The sequence below is a fragment of the Lichenicoccus sp. genome (assembly GCF_965277665.1).
Taxonomy (GTDB): Bacteria; Pseudomonadota; Alphaproteobacteria; order Acetobacterales; family Acetobacteraceae; genus Lichenicoccus.
Genome location: NZ_OZ255835.1, coordinates 2,216,153 through 2,234,459, shown reverse-complemented (window position 1 = coordinate 2,234,459; position 18,307 = coordinate 2,216,153). Strand labels below are relative to the sequence as shown.

Here is an 18,307-nt window from a genome sequence, read left to right as displayed (position 1 = left end):
TCAGCGCTCCATGCTGGTGGCGACGCTGCGCACCAGGAAGAAGGCCACGATGTTGGCGAGCACCACGGCGACGATGCCACCCGCCGAGGCGCCGCCGACATCGTAGCGCAGCAGCGCCGTCTTGTAGACCAGGTAGGGCAGGTTGGTGCTCGCACTGCCCGGGCCGCCGCTGGTGGTGACCAGGATCTCGGCGAACACCGACAGCAGGAAGATGGTCTCGATCATCACCACGATGCTGATCGGCCGCGCGAGATGCGGCAGCATGATGTAGCGCAACCGCCCAAGCGGACCAGCGCCATCCATGTGCGCCGCCTCCATCTGCTCCTGGTCGAGCGACTGCAGCGCGGTGAGCAGGATGAGGGTGGCGAACGGGATCCACTGCCAGGCAACGATGATGCCGATCGCGAGCAGCGGCACCTGCGAGAACCAGTCGATCGGTGTCGCATCCACCAGATGCGCGAGCCAGGCGAACAGGCCGGTCACCGGGTTGAGCAGCAGGTTCTTCCAGATCAGCGCGCTCACCGTCGGCATCACGAAGAACGGCGCAATGCACAGCAGCCGCAGGATGCCACGCCCGATCAGAGGCTGGTCGAGCAGTATCGCGGTCAGCGTGCCGAACACGATGGTGGCCGCCAGCACGCCGCCGACCAGCAGGACGGTGTTCCAGATCGAGCGCCACAAATCGTGGCCGCCCAGCAGGTAGGTATAGTTGTCCAAGCCCGCGAACCCGGTCGCCGGGCGCAGCAGGTTGTAGCGCTGGAACGAGAACCACAGCGTGAGCGCCAGCGGCACGATCATCCAGACGAGCAGCACCGACACCGCAGGGGCCAGCATCAGCCGAGCCTGCATCGCGGTCCGCGCCTGCGCGCGGCGGCGCGGAGTCGCTCCGGCGGCGGCGCGCCCGCCGCCCCCGGCCGCAAGATCGGGCAACCTGCCTGCGACGTTCATCGTCGCTACCGCAGGTAGCCGCCCTGTGTCATCGCGCGCACGGTGTCGTCCTGCGCCTGCTTGAGCGCGGCATCGACGCTCTCCTGTCCCGAGAGCGCGGCGGCGATCTGCTGACCGACATCGGTGCCGATATCCTGCCATTCCGGGATGCCGACATAGCTGATCCCGGTATAGGGCACCGGTTGGTCGACCGGATGGGTCGGATCGGCGCTCTGCATGGCGGCGAGCACCGCCGGCGCGTACGGCGCCGCCTTCAGATAGTCCGCGTTTTGGTAGGTCGAGGTCCGGGTTCCGGGCGGCACCGAGCCCCAGCCGTTGGTCTTGGCGACCAGCGCGATATAGGCGGGCGACGTCGCCCAGATCGCAAAACGCTTGGCGGCATCGGCCTTGCGCGAGGTCTTCGGCACCGCGAGCGTCCAGGCCCACAGCCAGTGCGAGCCGACGGCGGTGGTCTGGTACGGCGTCGCGGCATAGCCGACGTGGCCCGCGACCTTGCTCTGCGACGGGTTGTCGAGGAAACTCGCCGAGACCGTGGCATCGACCCACATGGCGCACTTGCCGCTGGCGAACAGCGCCAGCGTCTCGTTGTAGCCGTTCGAGACCACGCCGGGCGGCCCGGAATCGTGCAGCAGCTTGACATAGAAATTCACCGCCTGTTTCCAAGGCGCAGAGGTGAATTGCGGGTTCCATTTCATGTCGAAGAAGCGGCCACCGAAGCTGTTGGCCATGTCGGCGACCGGTCCCATGTTCTCGCCCCAGCCGGGTTTGCCGCGCAGGCAGATCCCATAGACGCCGTGGCCCGGATCGCCGACCTTGCCGGCCAGATCGGCGATCTGGCTCCAGGTCGGATGCGCCGGCATGGTCAGGTTCCTGGCGCGGAACAGGTCGGTCCGGTAGATCGTGAACGTGCTCTCGCCATAGAACGGCACCGCATCGAGCTTGCCGTCGATGGTGAGCGCGCTGCGGATCGGGGAGAGCAGGTCGCCGGCGTTGTAGCTCGCCGGGAGGTCGGTGAAGGGCGACAGCCAGCCGAGCTTGCCCCAGATCGGGACCTCATAGACGCCGACGGTGATGAGGTCGAGCTGCCCGGAATGGGTGGCGATGTCGGTGGTCACGCGCTGGCGCAGCACGTTCTCCTCGAGCGTCACCCAGTGCAGCTTGATGTCGGGATTCTGCGCCTCGAACTGCGACGACAGGTGCTCCATCACGATCATGTCGGCGTTGTTGACGGTCGCAATGGTGATCGTCGTCGCGGCCTGTGCGACGCCGGCACAGGTCAGCGAAGCGGTGACGGTCAGGGTGGCACCGAGCTTCTGTGTGAATTTCATGCTGACGTTCCCCGTTCTATTTTGTCTTGTTCTGAAGCGCCTTGGCCGAGCACCAGCAGGCATCCGGCCATGAAGGTGTCACCGAGCCCCAGGGTGGTCGCAGGACTGGGCAGGTATGGCGCGGAGACACAAACGAATTGCCAGTTTCCCGTCGGTGCCGCCGGCGCCGGGGGAGCCTCGAACTGCGCATCGGGATGCGCGCCCGTCGGTCTGGCGACGGTGCCCGACGCCGCCCTGCCGCCGGCCAGCAGGCAGCCGGTGATCAGCGCCTGGCGTTCGCGGTCCGCATCCCCGGTGGTCACCGCGGCGGCCCAGTTGTCGGCATGCACGCAGACCCGCCGCAGGCCGAGGCGCTGCGCCAGGGCGGACATGCCGTCAGCGAGCGGTGCCGGCGCGGGCATCAGCGCCTCGTATTCGGACAGGCTCAACCCGAGCGACGTGATCTGCCCGGCGAGACCCTCCAGCACCGCATCGCGATAGGCCGCACGATCGTAGCCGGCCAGTTCGAGATGGATCAGCAACGGCTCGTGGCACTGCCATCCTGCGATCAGCGACCGGGTGAGGGTCAGCGCGCCCCGCATGTCGCCGCCGCCGATGCCGTTATAGCCGGACAGCACCGCGGCGCCCGCCTGGGCGGCAAGCCGGGCGCTCAGGGCGGCAAACTCGGTGTCGTCCTCGAGGCCGGGATCGTTGAACCGCACGATGATGCGCGACGACCGCGCGAGCCTGGCCGCGCCGAGCAGGCGCCCGGCGGTGAACTCGAAGATGTAGATCTTGGTGACGTTCGGCCTGATCGGCGACAGGTCCGCGACCGCGATCGCCCGGCCAGCGTGAGCAAGGCGCATCCGGGGCTCCAGCACCGCCATCTGCTCGGGGCTGCGGGTCGCGAGCGCCAGCAGCGCCGGTGCGCCGAGATGGGTCAGCACCCGGGCTGCGTGCGGCCCGGTGCCGCCCAGCGCATGCCGGAACGCCAGCCGACGGTCGAGCCAGTCCGGGCCGTCCGGCCAGTCCACGCGCACCTCGCCGCCGATCCCGGCGGTGGCGCGGGCGAGCAGGAGTTCGCCGAACGCCACCGCCTGCGGATTGCTAGCGCCGAGGAGTGCCGGCAGCGCGTCATGCAGGGAGCAGGTCGCATCGACGCAGGCGGACAGCCCGCACAGCGTCAGCCGCGCGCGCGCGACCAGATCGTCGAGACGCAGCGCGGCCTGATGATACTCGCTGGCCCAGTCGACCATACACCCTCCCTGGGCACCCTCCCCGGGGTCCGCCGCGTGACGTCCTGCGTCATCTTGCCGCGAAACATGCGGGCTTATGCCGGTATCTGCGACATCGTGCATGTCGTCAAGCCATGCGGTTGGTTTCCCGTGCGGGGTGGTGCTAAGCGTACGGTCGAAGCGGCGAGGAGGATGCCGGGTGGACGACATGCTGCTCAGGGCCGGTGAGCCAGACGAGGCCAGCGCCAACCTGCCGGCGGCCCGCCAGACCAAGCTGGTCGAGCTGGTCCTGCAACGCGGCCAGGTCTCGGCCGGCGAGCTGGTCAGCCTGTTCGGCGTCTCGCGCGACACCATCCGGCGCGACCTGACCCTGCTCGAGGAGCGCGGCCTGCTGGTCCGTACGCATGGCGGCGCGGTGCCGCGCGAGCGTCTGGTGACTTCGTCGCTGACCACCCTGGACAGCCGCATGAACCGGCACCGGCACGCAAAGGAGCGCATCGGCCGCGCGGCGGCACGCCTGATCCGTGACCGCGAGACCCTCATGCTCAACGGCGGTTCGAGCATCGCCTGCTTCGCCGATGCGATACGCGACCTGCGCGATCTCACCATCGTCACCAACAGCGTGCACATCCCGACGCTGCTGCCGGACGCGGCGGTGCGGGCGGTCTATGTGCTCGGCGGCACCTACATCGCGTCGTCGAAGGTCATGGTCGGGTTCGCCGGCTTCGCCGCCATGCCGCAGATCTCGGTCGACACCGCGGTGATCGGGGTGTCCGGCCTGTCGGCGAAAGGCTGCTCGATCAGCAAGCTGGAAGAGGCGACGGCCACCAAGGAAATGATGGCAGCGTGCGAACGGACCATCCTGCTCGCCGACAGCAGCAAGTTCGACATCCAGGCCTTTGCCCTGGTGGCCGATTTCGATCGTGTCGAATATCTCGTCACCGACGCGCAGCCCGCGGGCGAGCTGGCGGCGGCGCTCGAGGAAGCGGGCGTCAAGATTGTCGTGGCGAGCTGAAGCAGGGAGGCGATTATGCCGGATCAAATGCCGACGAACGACAGGCCGCGCGCCGGAACCGGCGACTGCATCGAGGGGCACTGGGTTGCCTCGCCGACACCGCTCGATGCGCTCGGCGGGGTCGACGAGGGCCGTCTCGCGGATCACGCAGCGTCGCTGGTCGCGTCCGGCTGCGACGGCGTGCTGTTGTTCGGCACGACCGGGGAGGGCACCGCGTTCTCCGCCGCCGAGCGGCTGTCCGCCGCACGCGCGCTGCTGCGGCACGGCATCCCTCCCGCGCGCATCGGCCTCGGCGTCGGCATGCCGGCCATCCCGGATGCGATCGCCCTGGCCCGCCAGGCGCTCGGCCTGGGCCTGAGCCACCTGCTGGCGCTGCCGCCCTACTACTATCGCGACGTGACGCCGGAGGGCCTGACCGAGGCCTTCTCGACGTTGATCGACGGCATCGATGATCCGCGGCTGCGGCTGACGCTCTACAACATTCCGCAGGTGAGCGGTGTCGCGCTGCCTCCCGCCACCGCGGCGGCGCTGCGCACGCGCCACGGCGCGCTGGTCGCCGGCGTCAAGGACAGCAGCGGCCGGTTCGACAGCGTGCTGGCCTACCGGCAGGCGGCGCCGGGCTTGGCCATCCTGGTCGGGCACGAGCCGGACATCGCGCGCAGCCTGCAGGCGGGCGCCACCGGCACGATCTGCGGCCTGTCCAACATCGCTGCCGCCGCGGTGCAGGCGATGTTCGCGGGCGCGTCCGCGGAGGCCACCATGCTCGAGGTCGCCGGCCTGATACGCGGGCCGTTCGTGCCGGCGCTGAAGTCGATCATGGCGGCCCAGCGCGGCGACGAGGCCTGGCGTCGGGTGCGGGCGCCGCTGGTCGCGGCACCTGCCGGCTATGGCGCCGAGGCGTTCGACAGGTTGCGCCGCCTGGCGCCGGCGACCTGGCGCCAGCAGCCTGGGGAACATCGCCAGCAGCCCGGGGAACAGCCCTGATGCCGGACGATGGTCTCGCCCGCGACGCAACCCGGGCCGGCCGCGACGTCGTGGCCGCCCTGCAGGCGGCGCTCGGCGACGCCGTGCTCGCCGGCGACGCAATCCCGCTCCGCAACCTGTGCGACTGGAGCTCGCTGGACGCGGTGCGGCCGCTGGCCGTGGTGCGTCCCGACACCACCGCGGGCGTCGCTGCCGCGATGCGCCTCTGCGCCGAGCACGGCGTCGCGGTGGTGCCGCAGGGCGGCCTGACCGGCCTGTGCGGCGGCGCGTTGCCGATCGCGGGCGGCATCGCGCTGTCGCTCGAGCGTCTGGTGGGCGTCGAGGAGATCGATCCGGCGGCCGCCACCATCACCGTGCGCGCCGGCACGCCCCTGGAGACGGTGCAGCAGGCCGCGGCGGATGAGGGCTACCTGATGCCGCTCGATCTCGGCGCACGCGGCTCGTGCGCGATTGGCGGCAACCTCGCGACCAACGCCGGCGGCAACCGCGTGCTGCGCTACGGCATGGCGCGCGAGCTGGTGCTCGGGCTGGAGGTCGTGCTGCCGGACGGCACCATCATGACCAGCCTCAACAAGATGCTGAAGAACAATGCCGGCTATGATCTCCGGCAGCTGTTCATCGGCAGCGAGGGCACGCTGGGCATCATCACCCGCGCCGTCCTGCGGCTGTTCCCGCAGCCGGCCTGCGTCTCGGCGGCGATGTGCGGCGTCGGCAGCTACGAGCAGGTGCTGGCCCTGCTGCACGCGGCGCGCCGTGAGCTGGGCGCGCAGCTCTCCGCCTTCGAGGTGATGTGGCCCGACTACTGGGACGTGGTCACCGGCATAAGCGGGGTGCGCAACCCGCTGGCCGGCCGTCACGCCTTCTACGTGCTGGTCGAGACGCATGGCAGCGATGCCGCCATCGACCCCGAACGCTTCCAGTCCTGGCTGGAGCGCCAGGCCGAGGCCGGTCTCGCGGAGGATGCCGCCGTCGCGCAGTCGTTGGCCGAAATGCAGGCGTTCTGGCGCACCCGCGACGCGGCAGGCGAGTTCGTACAGCTGCTGGGCATGCACGAAGCCTTCGATATCGGCCTGCCGGTCGGCGCGATCGATGCCTTCGCGCAGGGCTGCCGTCGGGCCCTGGAGCAGCGCCTGCCAGGAGTGGTCGCCCTGTTCTACGGCCACATCGCGGACGGCAACCTGCATATCGTCGCCTGCCTGCCGGGTGCGGTGCCGCCGCCGAAGGAGGCGATCCAGGCGGCGGTCTATGAGACGGTGCAGCAATTCGGCGGCACGGTGTCCGCCGAGCACGGGATCGGGCTGAGCAAGAAGCGCTGGCTGCCCTTCACCCGCAATCCGGTGGAGCTCGCTTTGATGCGCACGATCAAGCACGCGCTCGATCCGCGAAACCTTCTCAACCCCGGCAAGGTGCTCTGAGGGGAGGTCATAGACGCAAGGACGCCCTGTGCAACTCCGAGGAAACCATACTAACATGAAAGGGAGCGCTACCAAGGGCGCCCCAAAAGAACACAAGCGCACCCGGAGGAAACATGCTTCGACTGATCCAGGCCACCCTCATCGGAGCGGCCAGTCTCGCCTTGCTCGGCGCGCCGGCCACGGCCCAGCACAAGAAGTCCCTGGCCCTGGTGACCAACGTCTCGGCCGATTTCTGGACCGTCGCCCGCGCCGGCGTCATGAAGGCCCAGGGCGAGCATCCCGATTTCGCGATGCAGGTGATCGTGACCGGCCAGGCGACCGCCGCCGAGCAGCGTCGCGAGCTCGATGACCTGCTCGCCTCCGGCGTCGCCGGCATCTCGATCTCCGCCATCGACCCGAAGAACTCGACCGAGGAATTCAACAAGGTCGCGAGCCACGCGGTCCTGTTCACCACCGACAGCGACGCGCCGAACTCCGCCCGCGTGGTCTATATCGGCACCGACAACAAGGCGGCCGGCCTGCAGGCTGCCGGCGAGATCAGGAAGGCGTTGCCGCAGGGCGGCAAGCTCATGGCCTTCGTCGGCACCATGGACGCCGACAACGCCCGCGAGCGCGTCGAGGGCATCAGGGAAGGGCTGAAGGGCAGCAACATCCAGATCGTCGACATCCGCACCGATGGCGGCGATTTCGCCAAGGCCAAGGCGAACGTCCAGGATGCGCTGGCCAAGGGCGGCCTGGACCTCCTCGTTGGCCTCTACAACTACAACACGCCGCAGATCTATTCCGCGGTGAAGGATGCCGGCCAGTCCGGCAAGATCAAGGTGGTCGGCTTCGACGAGGACGCCCAGACGCTGCGCGGCGTGGCCGACGGCACCATCCAGTCGACCATCGTCCAGCAGCCGTTCCAGTTCGGCTACCAGTCGATGACCGACCTGGTCAAATACATCAACGGGGACAAGTCCTTCATCCCGGCGAACCACCTGATCATCATTCCCACGCGCGTCATCCAGAAGGACAACGTGCACGAGTTCCAGCAGAGCATGCGCCGGATGCTGGCCGCCAAGTAGTCCCGCGCGGAAACCCACGCCGGTGGCCGCGTCCCCGCTGCTGTCCTTGGCCGGGATCAGCAAGTCGTACGCCGGTGTGAGAGCCCTGGTCGATGTCAGCCTCGGCATCGAGGCGGGCACCGTGCTCGGCCTCATCGGAGAGAACGGCGCCGGCAAGTCGACGCTGATGAAGATCCTTGGCGGCGTGGTCCAGCCCAGCGCCGGCAGCATCGTCATCGACGGCGTCGGCCACAGCACCATGACGGTGGCCAGCGCGGCCCGGGCCGGGATCGCCTTCGTCCACCAGGAACTGACCGTGCTCGACAACCTCGATGTCGCGGCCAACATCTTTCTTGGTCGTGAACCGGTGACCGGCGGCCCGCTCCGGCTCGTCCGCAACCGGACCATGCACGACCTGGCCCGCCCGCTGCTGCGGCGGCTCGGCGCCGATTTCGGCCCCGAGACCAGCGTGTCGAAACTGCTGATTGCCCAGCGCCAGCTCGTCGAGATCGCCCGGGCGCTGTCGGTCGATGCCCGCGTCATCATCATGGACGAGCCCACCTCCAGTCTCACCCTGCAGGAAACCGAGCGCCTGCTCGCCGTCATCGCCGAGCTCCGCTCCTCCGGCGTCTCGGTGATCTATATCAGCCATCGTCTGCACGAGGTGAAGGCCTGCGCCGACCGCGTCGTCTGCCTGCGCGACGGTCGTGTCGCAGGCGCGCTGGACCGCGACGGGATCGAGCATAACGCCATGATCCGGCTGATGATCGGACGCGAACTGCGCGCGCTCTACACGCCGCCGCGGGCGCCCCCCGGCGGCGAGATCTGCGTTGTCGACCGCGTCGTCACCGGCGCCTTTCCCGATCGCCACGTCTCGCTCGATGTCCAGCGCGGCGAGATTTTGGGGATCGCCGGTCTTGTCGGTTCCGGCCGCACCTCCCTCGCACGCGCCCTGTTCGGAGTCGACCCGATCCTGTCGGGCGAGGTGCGGCTGTCCGGAGAGAAGGTCGCGGTGCGCTCGCCCAGGCAGGCGATCGCCCAGGGCATCTACCTGGTGCCCGAGGATCGCAAGGGCGAGGGCCTTGTCCTCGACATGGCGCTGTCGGAGAACATCTCGCTCGCCAGCCTGCGTCGCTATGCGCACTTCAATCTCATCGACCGCGAGGCCGAGGCCGTCACGGCCCGGGCGCAGCAAGCGGCGCTCAGGATCAAGACCCCGAGTGTTGCGGTCCACGCCGCGACCTTGTCCGGCGGCAACCAGCAGAAGGTGGTGCTCGCCAAGTGGCTGTCGATGGCGCCGCGCCTGATGATCTTCGACGAGCCCACCCGGGGTATCGACGTCGGCGCCAAGGGCGAGATCTACGCCTTGATGCGCGCGCTGGCGGATCAGGGCGTCGGCGTCATCATGATCTCGAGCGACATGGAAGAGGTCATCGGCGTGTCCGACCGCGTCGCCGTCATGCATGAGGGCGAGATCAGCGGCGTGCTCGACCGGGCCGATTTCTCCGAACTCAACGTCCTGCGCCTGGCCATCGGCCAACCCGCCGAGCATCTGGAGACTGTGTGATGGCCACTAAGGATCGGGGCTGATGGCCCGCAAGGATTGGGGCCTGCTGCTGCTGCTGCTCGTCGTGGGCGGCATCACCGCCATTCTCAATCCGCGGTTCCTGTCCGCGGTCAATCTGCTCGACATGGCCAATCTCATCGGCCTGTTCGGGATCTTCTCGATCGGTGTGGGCATGGTGATCATCACCGGCGGCATCGACCTGTCGGTCGGATCGATCTTCGCGCTGCTCGGCGTCGTGTTCATCGACCTGCTGGTCAATCGCGGCGTGCCCTGGCCGCTGGCGATCCTCGCCATCGTGGCAGGCGGCGTCGTGCTCGGCGGGCTGCAGGGCCTGCTGGTGACCAAGGCGAAGCTGCAGCCCTTCGTCGTCACCTTGTGCGGCCTGCTGATCTACCGGGGAGCCGCGCGCTACTACACCACCGACGCGACCATGGGCTTCGGCTATTCCGACGATTTCGACTGGCTCGCCTGGCTCGCCTCGGGCCGCAGCTGGGGGATCCCGCACCCGTTCATGCTGCTGGTCGTGGTCGCCGTCGTCATGGGCGTGCTGCTACACCGCTCGGTCTTTGGCCGCTACCTGTTCGCGATCGGCCGCAATGAGGAGGCCGCCCGCTTCTCCGGCATCCGCACCGATGCGGTGATCACCGGCGCCTACATCATCAGCGGCGGCCTGGCGGGCGTGGCCACGATCTGCCTGGTGTTCTACACCAATTCCGTCTCGCCGTCGTCGTTCGGCAACTTCTACGAGCTCTACGCCATCGCCGCCGCCGTCCTGGGCGGCTGCAGCCTGCGTGGTGGCGAGGGCTCGGTCATCGGCATCGTGCTGGGCACCGCGCTGCTCCAGGTGCTGCAGAACCTGGTCAACATCCTCGGCATCCCGAGCTCGCTCAACTTTGCCGTGATGGGCACCGTCATCCTGCTCGGCGTCCTGGCCGACCAGCCCATCGTGCGGCGCGCGATCCCGTCGTTCCGCGCGCGCCACGCGGCCCCCAGCATCTCCAAGGCAGGCTCGACCTCTAAAGCGCCGGATCGATCCTGAGCAGCCGCCGTGATCTGAGGCCAGCCGCGGCTCCGTCACGGAAACTGGTCGCGGGATTCGCGTTCACCACCCGGTGAGCCATCATGCCCGGATCTGGGGCCGGGCACGGAACAGGAGCAGCACGCATGGAAAAGATCGCCGAGGTCTCGTCACCGGCGCAGGCCGACCAGAAGATCCCTCCGGCGGCCGCCCAGCCGGCGCCCCCCTGCACCCTGATCATCTTCGGCGCGCACGGGGATCTCACCAAGCGGCTGCTGATGCCGGCCCTCTACAACCTGACCTCGGCGCACCTGCTCGACGATCGCTTCACGGTGATCGGGGTGGACCGGGTGGACAGCGACGACGACCAGTGGCGCAAGTCGCTGGCCGACACCATGCAGGAGTTCACCAAGGACCCGGACGCCGAGTTCTACACCCCCGAGATCAACCAGGACTGGTGGGGTTGGCTGAACCAGCGACTGCACTACCACAAGGCCGACTTCACCGATGTCGGCCAGATGCAGGGGCTCGCCGAGCACGTCAACCAGACCGGCAATGCGGTGTTCTACCTCGCGGTGGCATCGCGCTTCTTCGGCACCGTGGTCGAGAATCTCGGCAAGGCGGGCCTCACGAAGCAGGAGGACGGGCATTTCCGCCGCGTCGTGATCGAGAAGCCGTTCGGCTCCGACCTCGAGAGCAGCAAGGCGCTGAACGCGGCCATCCTGAAGGTGCTCGACGAGAGCCAGATCTACCGGATCGACCATTTCCTCGGCAAGGAGACGGTGCAGAACATCCTCGCCTTGCGCTTCGGCAACAGCGTGTTCGAGCCGCTCTGGCGCCGCGAGCATATCGACCATGTGCAGATCACCGCCGCCGAGACCGTCGGCGTCGAGGGCCGCGGCGCGTTCTACGAGCCGACCGGGGCGCTGCGCGACATGATCCCCAACCACCTGTTCCAGCTGTTCGCGATGATCGCGATGGAGCCGCCGAACTCGTTCAGCGCCGAGACGGTGCGGACCGCCAAGGAGCAGCTGTTCGAGGCGGTGCGGCCGGTGACGCCCGAGGATGCGGTGCGCGGCCAGTACGGCGGCGGTTCCGTCCAGGGCAAACCGGTCACCGCCTACCGCGACAGCCCCGGTGTTGCGCATGACAGCGACACCGAGACCTATGTGGCACTCAAGCTGCATGTCGATAACTGGCGCTGGGCCGACGTGCCGTTCTACATGCGCACCGGCAAGTCGCTGACCGGGCGGCGCACCGAGATCGTGGTGCATTTCCGGCACGCGCCGTTCGGCATGTTCCACGATACCCCGATGGACAAGCTGCCGCAGAACACGCTGACCCTGAACATCCAGCCGGCTCAGGGCGTCACCTGGAACGTCGCCGCCAAGATCCCCGGGCCGCGCATGGAACTCTCCGGCGTCGAGATGAAGTTCCGCTACGAGGACGCCTTCAAGCTCACACCCAATGTCGGCTACGAGACGCTGCTGTACGACTGCCTGACCGGGGATGCGACGCTGTTCCAGCGCGCCGACAACATCGATGCCGCCTGGAAGGTGGTGGACCCGGCGCTGAAGGCGTGGGCGGCCGACAAGGGCGGTCCGGAGATCTACGAAGCCGGGAGCCCCGGGCCGAAGGGAGCCGATGAGCTGCTTGGTCGTGACGGGCGGCACTGGGCGCCGCTGACGCGTCCGGAGTAACAACCAGAAGATTCCGTAGAACTATTTTGTGGCCCTGAAAGCACGACCGGCTGCGGTGTTGTCCTTGACATCCGGACGTCAGTGATGATCTCTCTGCGGTAATTGACGAAGCTTTCCGTCGTCAGTCTGCCTTTCCACGTATCCCGGCGTGGATCATCTCTGCCATTCGGATGCCATCAGGGATACCGGCATGCTCGACACGACACTGCGACCGACGCTCGACCAACGCGCCTCGTCGCGCAGCACCCTGCGTCCCCGGCGCTCGGTCGTCGGTCGGGCCGCGCATCGCACCACCTCCTGGCGCCGGCTGGTCGCTCCCGTCGTGGCGCTCGCGGTCTGGCAGGCTGCCTGCTCGGCCGGGCTGATCTCGCCACAGACATTGGCCTCGCCCTGGCAGATCCTGCAGACCGCGATCGCGCTCACCCGCGACGGCACGCTGCCACGCAACCTGCTGGTCTCGCTGGGTCGCGCGCTCAGCGGGCTGGCGATCGGCACCGTCGCAGGCGTGATCCTGGCGCTGGTCGCCGGCCTCTCGCGCCTCGGCGAGGATGCGGTCGACGCGCTGATGCAGATGGGCCGCACACTGCCGGTGCTGGCGATGGTGCCGCTGTTCATCCTGTGGTTCGGCATCGGCGAGACGCCCAAGATCGCGCTGGTCTCGCTCGGCGTGCTGTTCCCGATCTACCTCAACCTGTTCAAGGGCGTGCGCAACGTCGACCCGAAGCTGCTCGAAATGGCGCGCACCCTCGGGCTGTCGCGGGCGCAGACCATCCTGCAGGTGATCCTGCCCGGCGCGCTGCCGGATCTGCTGCTCGGCCTGCGGTTCGCCGTCGGCATCTCCTGGCTGATGCTGGTGGTCGCCGAGCAGATCAACGCCAATAGCGGCATCGGCCACATGATGATGGATGCGGAGGATTTCCTGCGCACCGACATCATCCTGGTCGGCCTGTTCATCTATGCGGCGCTCGGGCTGATCTCCGACCAGATCGTGCGCAGCATCGAAAGCCGGCTGCTGGCCTGGCGGCCGTCGAACGTACTTTGATCCCAGCCGTGCCGCGAGGACCCACCCCATGAACATGGAATACCGTCCGGAGCCGGCGATCCGCATCGAGGGCCTGACCCGGCGCTTTGCCGGGCCCGCGGTGCTCGACCAGCTCGACCTCACGGTCGGGAAAGGCGAGTTCGTGGCGCTGCTCGGGCGCAGCGGCTCGGGCAAGACCACGCTGCTGCGCACGCTGGCGGGCCTCGACCAGGTCACCGAGGGCCGCGTGCAGGTGCCGGGCGACGTCGCGGTGGTGTTCCAGGAGAGCCGGCTGCTGCCATGGAAGCGGGTCTGGCAGAATGTCGGGTTGGGCTTGGGGCAGCGCGGGGGCCTCGGCCAGCGCGACGCCCGCGCCCGTGCGGTGGCCGCCCTCGGCGAGGTCGGGCTCGATCATCGCGTCGATGCCTGGCCGCTGACGCTGTCGGGTGGCGAGGCGCAGCGCGCCGGCATCGCGCGCGCCCTGGTGCGCGAGCCCGAATTCCTGATGCTGGACGAACCCTTCGCATCGCTCGACGCGCTCACCCGCCTGAAGATGCAGGCGATGGTGGCCGAACTCTGGCAGCGGCATCGCTGTGCGGTGCTCCTGGTGACCCACGATGTCGACGAGGCGCTGCTGCTGGCCGACCGTGCGGTCGTGCTGGAGGAAGGCCGCATCCGGACCGAGGTCGCGATCGACCTGCCACGTCCGCGCGATCATGGCGACGCCGAATTCAACCGCCTGCGCGGCGTGTTGCTCGCGGCACTCGGGGTCGAACAGACGGCGCACTGACGGGATCCCGGCAGGCCCTCGCGGGAGCGCAACACCCGGCCTATAAGGCGCGCATGCGCATCCCGTTCACCAAGATGCATGGCGCCGGCAACGACTTCGTCGTCATCGACGAGCGGTCGGGTGCATTCGGGCTGACGCCCGCGCAATTTGCGTGGATCGCGGACCGGCGGCGGGGGATCGGCTGCGACCAGGTCATCCTGCTGCAGGCGGATCGCCAGGCCGAGGTTTTCGTGCGGTTCGTCAACAGCGACGGCAGCGAGGCTGGGGCGTGCGGCAACGGCTCGCGTTGCGTGGCGGCACTGGTCTCGGCCGAAACCGGGCGCGGCGAGGTCTCGATGCGAACGCTGGGCGGCCGGCTCACGGCAAGCATGCTCGGACCCTACAGCGCGCGCGTCGATCTCGGCGAGCCCAGGCTGGACTGGCGCGACATCCCGCTGTCGGAGCCGGCCGATACCCTTCATGTCGAGCTTGGTGGCCAAGAGGCCGTCGCCTGCTCGATGGGCAACCCGCATGCGACCCTGTTCGTGGACGATCTCGACGCGGTCGATGTCGCAGGCCTCGGCGCGCGGCTGGAGTGGCACCCGATGTTCCCGCAGGGTGCCAATATCGGGTTCGCGCAGCGCCTGTCCGATACCGCGTTGCGGCTGCTTGTCTGGGAGCGCGGCGCCGGCCTGACCCTGGCCTGCGGGTCCGGCGCCTGCGCGACCCTGGTGAACGCGCACCGGCGCGGACTGGTCGGCCGGCGGGCCGAAATCGAGATGCCGGGCGGCGTGCTGGAGGTGGAGTGGACCCAGGCGGGCCGCGTCCTGCTGACCGGCCCGGTCGCCAGCGCATTCACCGGCAGTCTTGCGCTCGGGGATCTTCCGGCTTGACCTCGCCCGAGATCCTCACCTTCGGCTGCCGGCTGAACAGCTACGAGAGCCAGGTGATGCGAGGCCATCTGGCGGCGTCGCGCGATCCGCACCCGGACGGGCTGGTCGTCGTCAATACCTGCGCCGTCACCGGCGAGGCCGAGCGCCAGGCACGCCAGGCGATCCGCCGCGCGCATCGCGAGCGGCCCGGCGCCCGCATCGTGGTGACCGGATGCGCAGCCCAGATCGACCCGGCGCGCTGGGCGTCGCTGCCGGGCGTCTCGCGGGTGCTCGGCAACAGCGAGAAGCTGCGCCCGGAGCAGTGGACGGCTGCAGCGCTCGCGTCGGACGATGCGGTGTCCGACATCATGCAGGCGCTGGAGACGCAGGTGCGGGAGGTTGGGCCGCATCTGGTCACCGACTTTGTCGGCAGGACGCGGGCGTTCCTGCAGGTGCAGCAGGGCTGCGACCACCGCTGCAGCTTCTGCATCATCCCGTTCGGGCGCGGGCCGAGCCGCTCGGTGGCGATGGGTGTCGTGGTCCGGCAGGCGCAAGCCCTGGTGCGGGCCGGCTACAACGAGATCGTGCTGACCGGCGTCGACATCACCTCGTATGGCGCCGACCTGCCGGGACGCCCCGCGCTGGGCCAGCTGGTGCGCCGGCTGCTGGCGCTGGTGCCCGAGCTCGCGCGGCTGCGGCTGTCGTCGCTCGATCCGGCCGCGATCGACGACGATCTGTGGCACCTGGTCGAGCACGAGCCGCGGCTGATGCCGCACCTGCACCTCTCGCTGCAGGCGGCCGCCGACCTGGTGCTCAAGCGGATGAAGCGGCGGCATTCGGTGCAGGATGCGGCGGCGGTGATCCGGCGCGCGCGCCGCCTGCGGCCCGGCATCGGCATCGGCGCCGACCTGATCGCAGGGTTTCCCACCGAGGACGCGGCGCTGTTCGAGCAGACGCTGGCCTTCGTGCGCGAGCATGCGGTGCCGTACCTGCATGTCTTCCCGTACAGCGAACGCCCCGGCACGCCCGCCGCACGGATGCCGGCGATCCCGGTCGACGAGCGTCGCCGGCGTGCGCAGCGGTTGCGCGAGGCAGGACGCGAGGCGGCGCGCGCCTTCCATGCCGGCCTGCTCGGGCAGCAGATCGCGGTGGTGCTGGAAGCGGGCGGCCGAGGCCATTCCGAGCATTTCGCGCCGGTGCGCCTGCAGGGTCCGCCGGCGGCGTGCGTCGGCGCCGTGATCGCCGCCCGCGTCTTAGGTGTCGTCGAGGACGGCCTGCTGGCGGAGCCGACCTGAATATGCCCCAAAGAATGGGGGTCTGGGGCCTCCACTGCTCCAAGACGGGCCCCCAGCGGGCTCAGGGCAGAGCCCTGACCTTGCGATGTTCCGGAGACTGCTAAGATGGCGCTGGGCTTTTTCGGCCGGCTCAAGGAAGGCCTGTCGCGCAGCACGCAGAAGCTCGGCGGCAACCTCGCGGCCGTGTTCAACCGGCGCCGGCTCGATGAGGCCGCACTCGAGGAGCTCGAGGAGCTGCTGATCGCGGCCGACCTCGGGCCCGCGGTCGCCGGACGCGTGATCGACGAGTTCCGCCGTACCCGGTTCGGTAACGAGGTCACCGACGAGGAGGTGCGCGTGGCCCTCTCCGCCGAAATCGCGCGCGTGCTCGAGCCGGTGGCGATCGGGTTCGTGCCGGACCCGGCGCACAAGCCGCATGTGGTGCTGGTGGTCGGCGTCAACGGCACCGGCAAGACCACCACCATCGGCAAGATGGCGCTGCAGTACCGGCGTGAGGGCCTGCGGACGATCCTGGTGGCGGGCGACACCTTCCGCGCCGCCGCTGTCGAGCAGCTGCAGATCTGGGGCGAGCGGGTCGGGGCACCGGTGATCGCGGGGGCGCCGAACGCGGACGCCGCCGGCCTCGCCTACCAGGCCTTCGAGCGCGCCCGCGAGCAGGGCGCGGACCTGCTGCTGATCGATACCGCCGGGCGCCTGCACAACAAGGGCGCGCTGATGGAGGAGCTCGCCAAGATCATCCGCGTGCTGCGCAAGTTCGACCAGACCGCGCCGCATTCGGTGCTGCTGGTGCTCGATGCGACCACCGGCCAGAACGCCATCGAGCAGGTGCGGGTGTTCAAGGAGATGGTGAATGTCAGCGGCCTGATCGTGACCAAGCTCGACGGCAGCGCCCGCGGCGGCATCGTGGTGGCGCTGGCCGAGGCCTTCGGCCTGCCGATGCACGCGGTCGGCGTCGGCGAGAAGGCCGAGGATTTGCGTCCGTTCCGCGCGGCCGATTTCGCCCGCGGGCTGGTCGGCGATAGCGTGCGGCTGACAGAACCACAGAAACCTGAGCAGGCGGAGACCTGAGCCATGCGCGCCATCGGCTACCAGCATCCCGGCCCGATTTCGGCGGCGGCGTCGCTGTGCGACATCGAGCTGCCGCGGCCGACGGCGTCCGGGCACGACCTGCTGGTGCGGGTCCGCGCGGTCTCGGTGAACCCGGTCGACGTCAAGATCAGGGCCTCGGCCAGCCCGGAGGCCGGCGGCTGGAAGGTGCTCGGCTGGGACGCCGCCGGCACGGTGATCGAGGCCGGCCTGCAGACCATGCGCTTCAAGACCGGTGACGAGGTGTACTATGCGGGCGCGATCGGCCGCTCCGGCACCAATGCCGAATATCATCTGGTCGATGAGCGCATCGTCGGCCGCAAGCCCGCCTCGCTCGATTTCGCCGAGGCGGCGGCGCTGCCGCTGACCGCGATCACTGCCTGGGAGACCCTGTTCGACCGGCTGGAGGTCCGTCGGCCGGTGCCGGGCGGCGCTCCGGTGCTGCTGGTCATCGGCGGCGCCGGTGGGGTGGGGTCGATCGCGATCCAGCTCGCCCGCGTCCTGACCGGCCTGACTGTTGTGGCCACCGCATCGCGGCCGGAGACGATCCGGTGGGCCTGCGGGCTCGGGGCCAACCATGTGATCAATCATCGCGAGAAGCTGGCGCCGCAGATCGCCGAACTTGGCCTGGGTGCGCCCTCCTTCGTGTTCTCGACCACCAACACCGGCGAGCACGTGGCCGACATCGCGTCGCTGATCGCGCCGCAGGGCCGCTTCGCGCTGATCGACGATCCGGGCTCGCTCGACATCGTGCCGTTCAAGCGCAAGAGCGTGTCGATCCACTGGGAGCTGATGTTCACCCGCTCGATCTACGACACGCCCGACCTCGAGCAGCAGGGCAGCCTGCTGCACGAGGTGGCGCGCCTGGTCGACCAGGGGCGACTGCGTACTACGTTATACCAGCAGTCGGGCACGCAGCACCTCGGCACCATCAACGCTGCCAACCTGAAGCGCGCGCACGAGCTTCTTGAAAGTGGCCGCTCGATTGGAAAGATCGTGCTGGCAGGCTTCGAACTCGGCTGACAAGGA

The 18,307-nt window shown here is 69.0% G+C and carries 16 protein-coding genes; 13 read left to right on the top strand and 3 right to left on the bottom strand.

What is annotated here, in order from left to right:
- Genes ACQY4O_RS10230 through ACQY4O_RS10220 form a run of 3 tightly spaced genes read right to left on the bottom strand, consistent with a single transcriptional unit; the run spans position 1 to position 3,511 of the window.
- Positions 1–948, bottom strand: a complete 948-nt coding sequence (locus ACQY4O_RS10230; protein WP_428376280.1) for a carbohydrate ABC transporter permease — start codon at positions 946–948, stop codon at positions 1–3.
- Between the two features lie 5 nt (positions 949–953).
- The gene (locus ACQY4O_RS10225) at positions 954–2,276 is read right to left on the bottom strand and encodes an ABC transporter substrate-binding protein (protein ID WP_428376279.1); all 1,323 of its coding nucleotides are present in this window, start codon (positions 2,274–2,276) and stop codon (positions 954–956) included.
- Positions 2,273–3,511: an ADP-dependent glucokinase/phosphofructokinase gene (locus ACQY4O_RS10220; protein ID WP_428376278.1), complete on the bottom strand. Its 1,239-nt coding sequence runs from the start codon at positions 3,509–3,511 to the stop codon at positions 2,273–2,275. Before ACQY4O_RS10220 ends, ACQY4O_RS10225 begins: the two co-directional genes overlap by 4 nt.
- Before the next feature lie 187 nt (positions 3,512–3,698).
- On the opposite strand from ACQY4O_RS10220, the gene ACQY4O_RS10215 reads away from it, so the two are divergent.
- From ACQY4O_RS10215 to ACQY4O_RS10155, 13 genes are all read left to right on the top strand, one after another.
- Positions 3,699–4,505: a DeoR/GlpR family DNA-binding transcription regulator gene (locus ACQY4O_RS10215; RefSeq protein WP_428378164.1), complete on the top strand. Its 807-nt coding sequence runs from the start codon at positions 3,699–3,701 to the stop codon at positions 4,503–4,505.
- 27 nt (positions 4,506–4,532) lie between these two features.
- Entirely contained in the window at positions 4,533–5,489 is a 957-nt protein-coding gene (locus ACQY4O_RS10210; RefSeq protein WP_428376277.1) for a dihydrodipicolinate synthase family protein, read from the top strand.
- Complete coding sequence (locus ACQY4O_RS10205) at positions 5,489–6,904, top strand: FAD-binding oxidoreductase (RefSeq protein ID WP_428376276.1); 1,416 nt, start codon at positions 5,489–5,491, stop codon at positions 6,902–6,904. Before ACQY4O_RS10210 ends, ACQY4O_RS10205 begins: the two co-directional genes overlap by 1 nt.
- Positions 6,905–7,017: 113 nt before the next feature.
- Positions 7,018–7,971, top strand: coding sequence for a sugar-binding protein (locus ACQY4O_RS10200; RefSeq protein WP_428376275.1), 954 nt, complete (start codon positions 7,018–7,020; stop codon positions 7,969–7,971).
- A 22-nt stretch (positions 7,972–7,993) separates the two neighbouring features.
- Positions 7,994–9,517, top strand: a complete 1,524-nt coding sequence (locus ACQY4O_RS10195) for a sugar ABC transporter ATP-binding protein (protein ID WP_428376274.1) — start codon at positions 7,994–7,996, stop codon at positions 9,515–9,517.
- A 22-nt stretch (positions 9,518–9,539) separates the two neighbouring features.
- Complete coding sequence (locus ACQY4O_RS10190; RefSeq protein ID WP_428376273.1) at positions 9,540–10,556, top strand: ABC transporter permease; 1,017 nt, start codon at positions 9,540–9,542, stop codon at positions 10,554–10,556.
- A 125-nt stretch (positions 10,557–10,681) separates the two neighbouring features.
- A complete protein-coding gene (zwf, locus tag ACQY4O_RS10185) occupies positions 10,682–12,235 on the top strand; it encodes a glucose-6-phosphate dehydrogenase (protein ID WP_428376272.1) in 1,554 nt (517 codons plus the stop codon).
- Positions 12,236–12,425: 190 nt separating this feature from the next.
- Positions 12,426–13,277 (top strand): ABC transporter permease, encoded by an 852-nt coding sequence (locus tag ACQY4O_RS10180; protein WP_428376271.1) that lies wholly within the window; start codon positions 12,426–12,428, stop codon positions 13,275–13,277.
- Between the two features lie 28 nt (positions 13,278–13,305).
- Positions 13,306–14,046, top strand: coding sequence for an ABC transporter ATP-binding protein (locus ACQY4O_RS10175; protein WP_428376270.1), 741 nt, complete (start codon positions 13,306–13,308; stop codon positions 14,044–14,046).
- Between the two features lie 53 nt (positions 14,047–14,099).
- Positions 14,100–14,918: a diaminopimelate epimerase gene (gene dapF / locus ACQY4O_RS10170; RefSeq protein ID WP_428376269.1), complete on the top strand. Its 819-nt coding sequence runs from the start codon at positions 14,100–14,102 to the stop codon at positions 14,916–14,918.
- Complete coding sequence (mtaB, locus tag ACQY4O_RS10165; RefSeq protein WP_428376268.1) at positions 14,915–16,192, top strand: tRNA (N(6)-L-threonylcarbamoyladenosine(37)-C(2))-methylthiotransferase MtaB; 1,278 nt, start codon at positions 14,915–14,917, stop codon at positions 16,190–16,192. The genes dapF and mtaB overlap by 4 nt, the downstream gene beginning before the upstream one ends.
- A 105-nt stretch (positions 16,193–16,297) precedes the next feature.
- The gene (gene ftsY / locus ACQY4O_RS10160; RefSeq protein WP_428376267.1) at positions 16,298–17,260 is read left to right on the top strand and encodes a signal recognition particle-docking protein FtsY; all 963 of its coding nucleotides are present in this window, start codon (positions 16,298–16,300) and stop codon (positions 17,258–17,260) included.
- Between the two features lie 3 nt (positions 17,261–17,263).
- Positions 17,264–18,301 (top strand): zinc-binding alcohol dehydrogenase family protein, encoded by a 1,038-nt coding sequence (locus tag ACQY4O_RS10155; RefSeq protein WP_428376266.1) that lies wholly within the window; start codon positions 17,264–17,266, stop codon positions 18,299–18,301.
- Positions 18,302–18,307 lie beyond the last annotated feature (6 nt).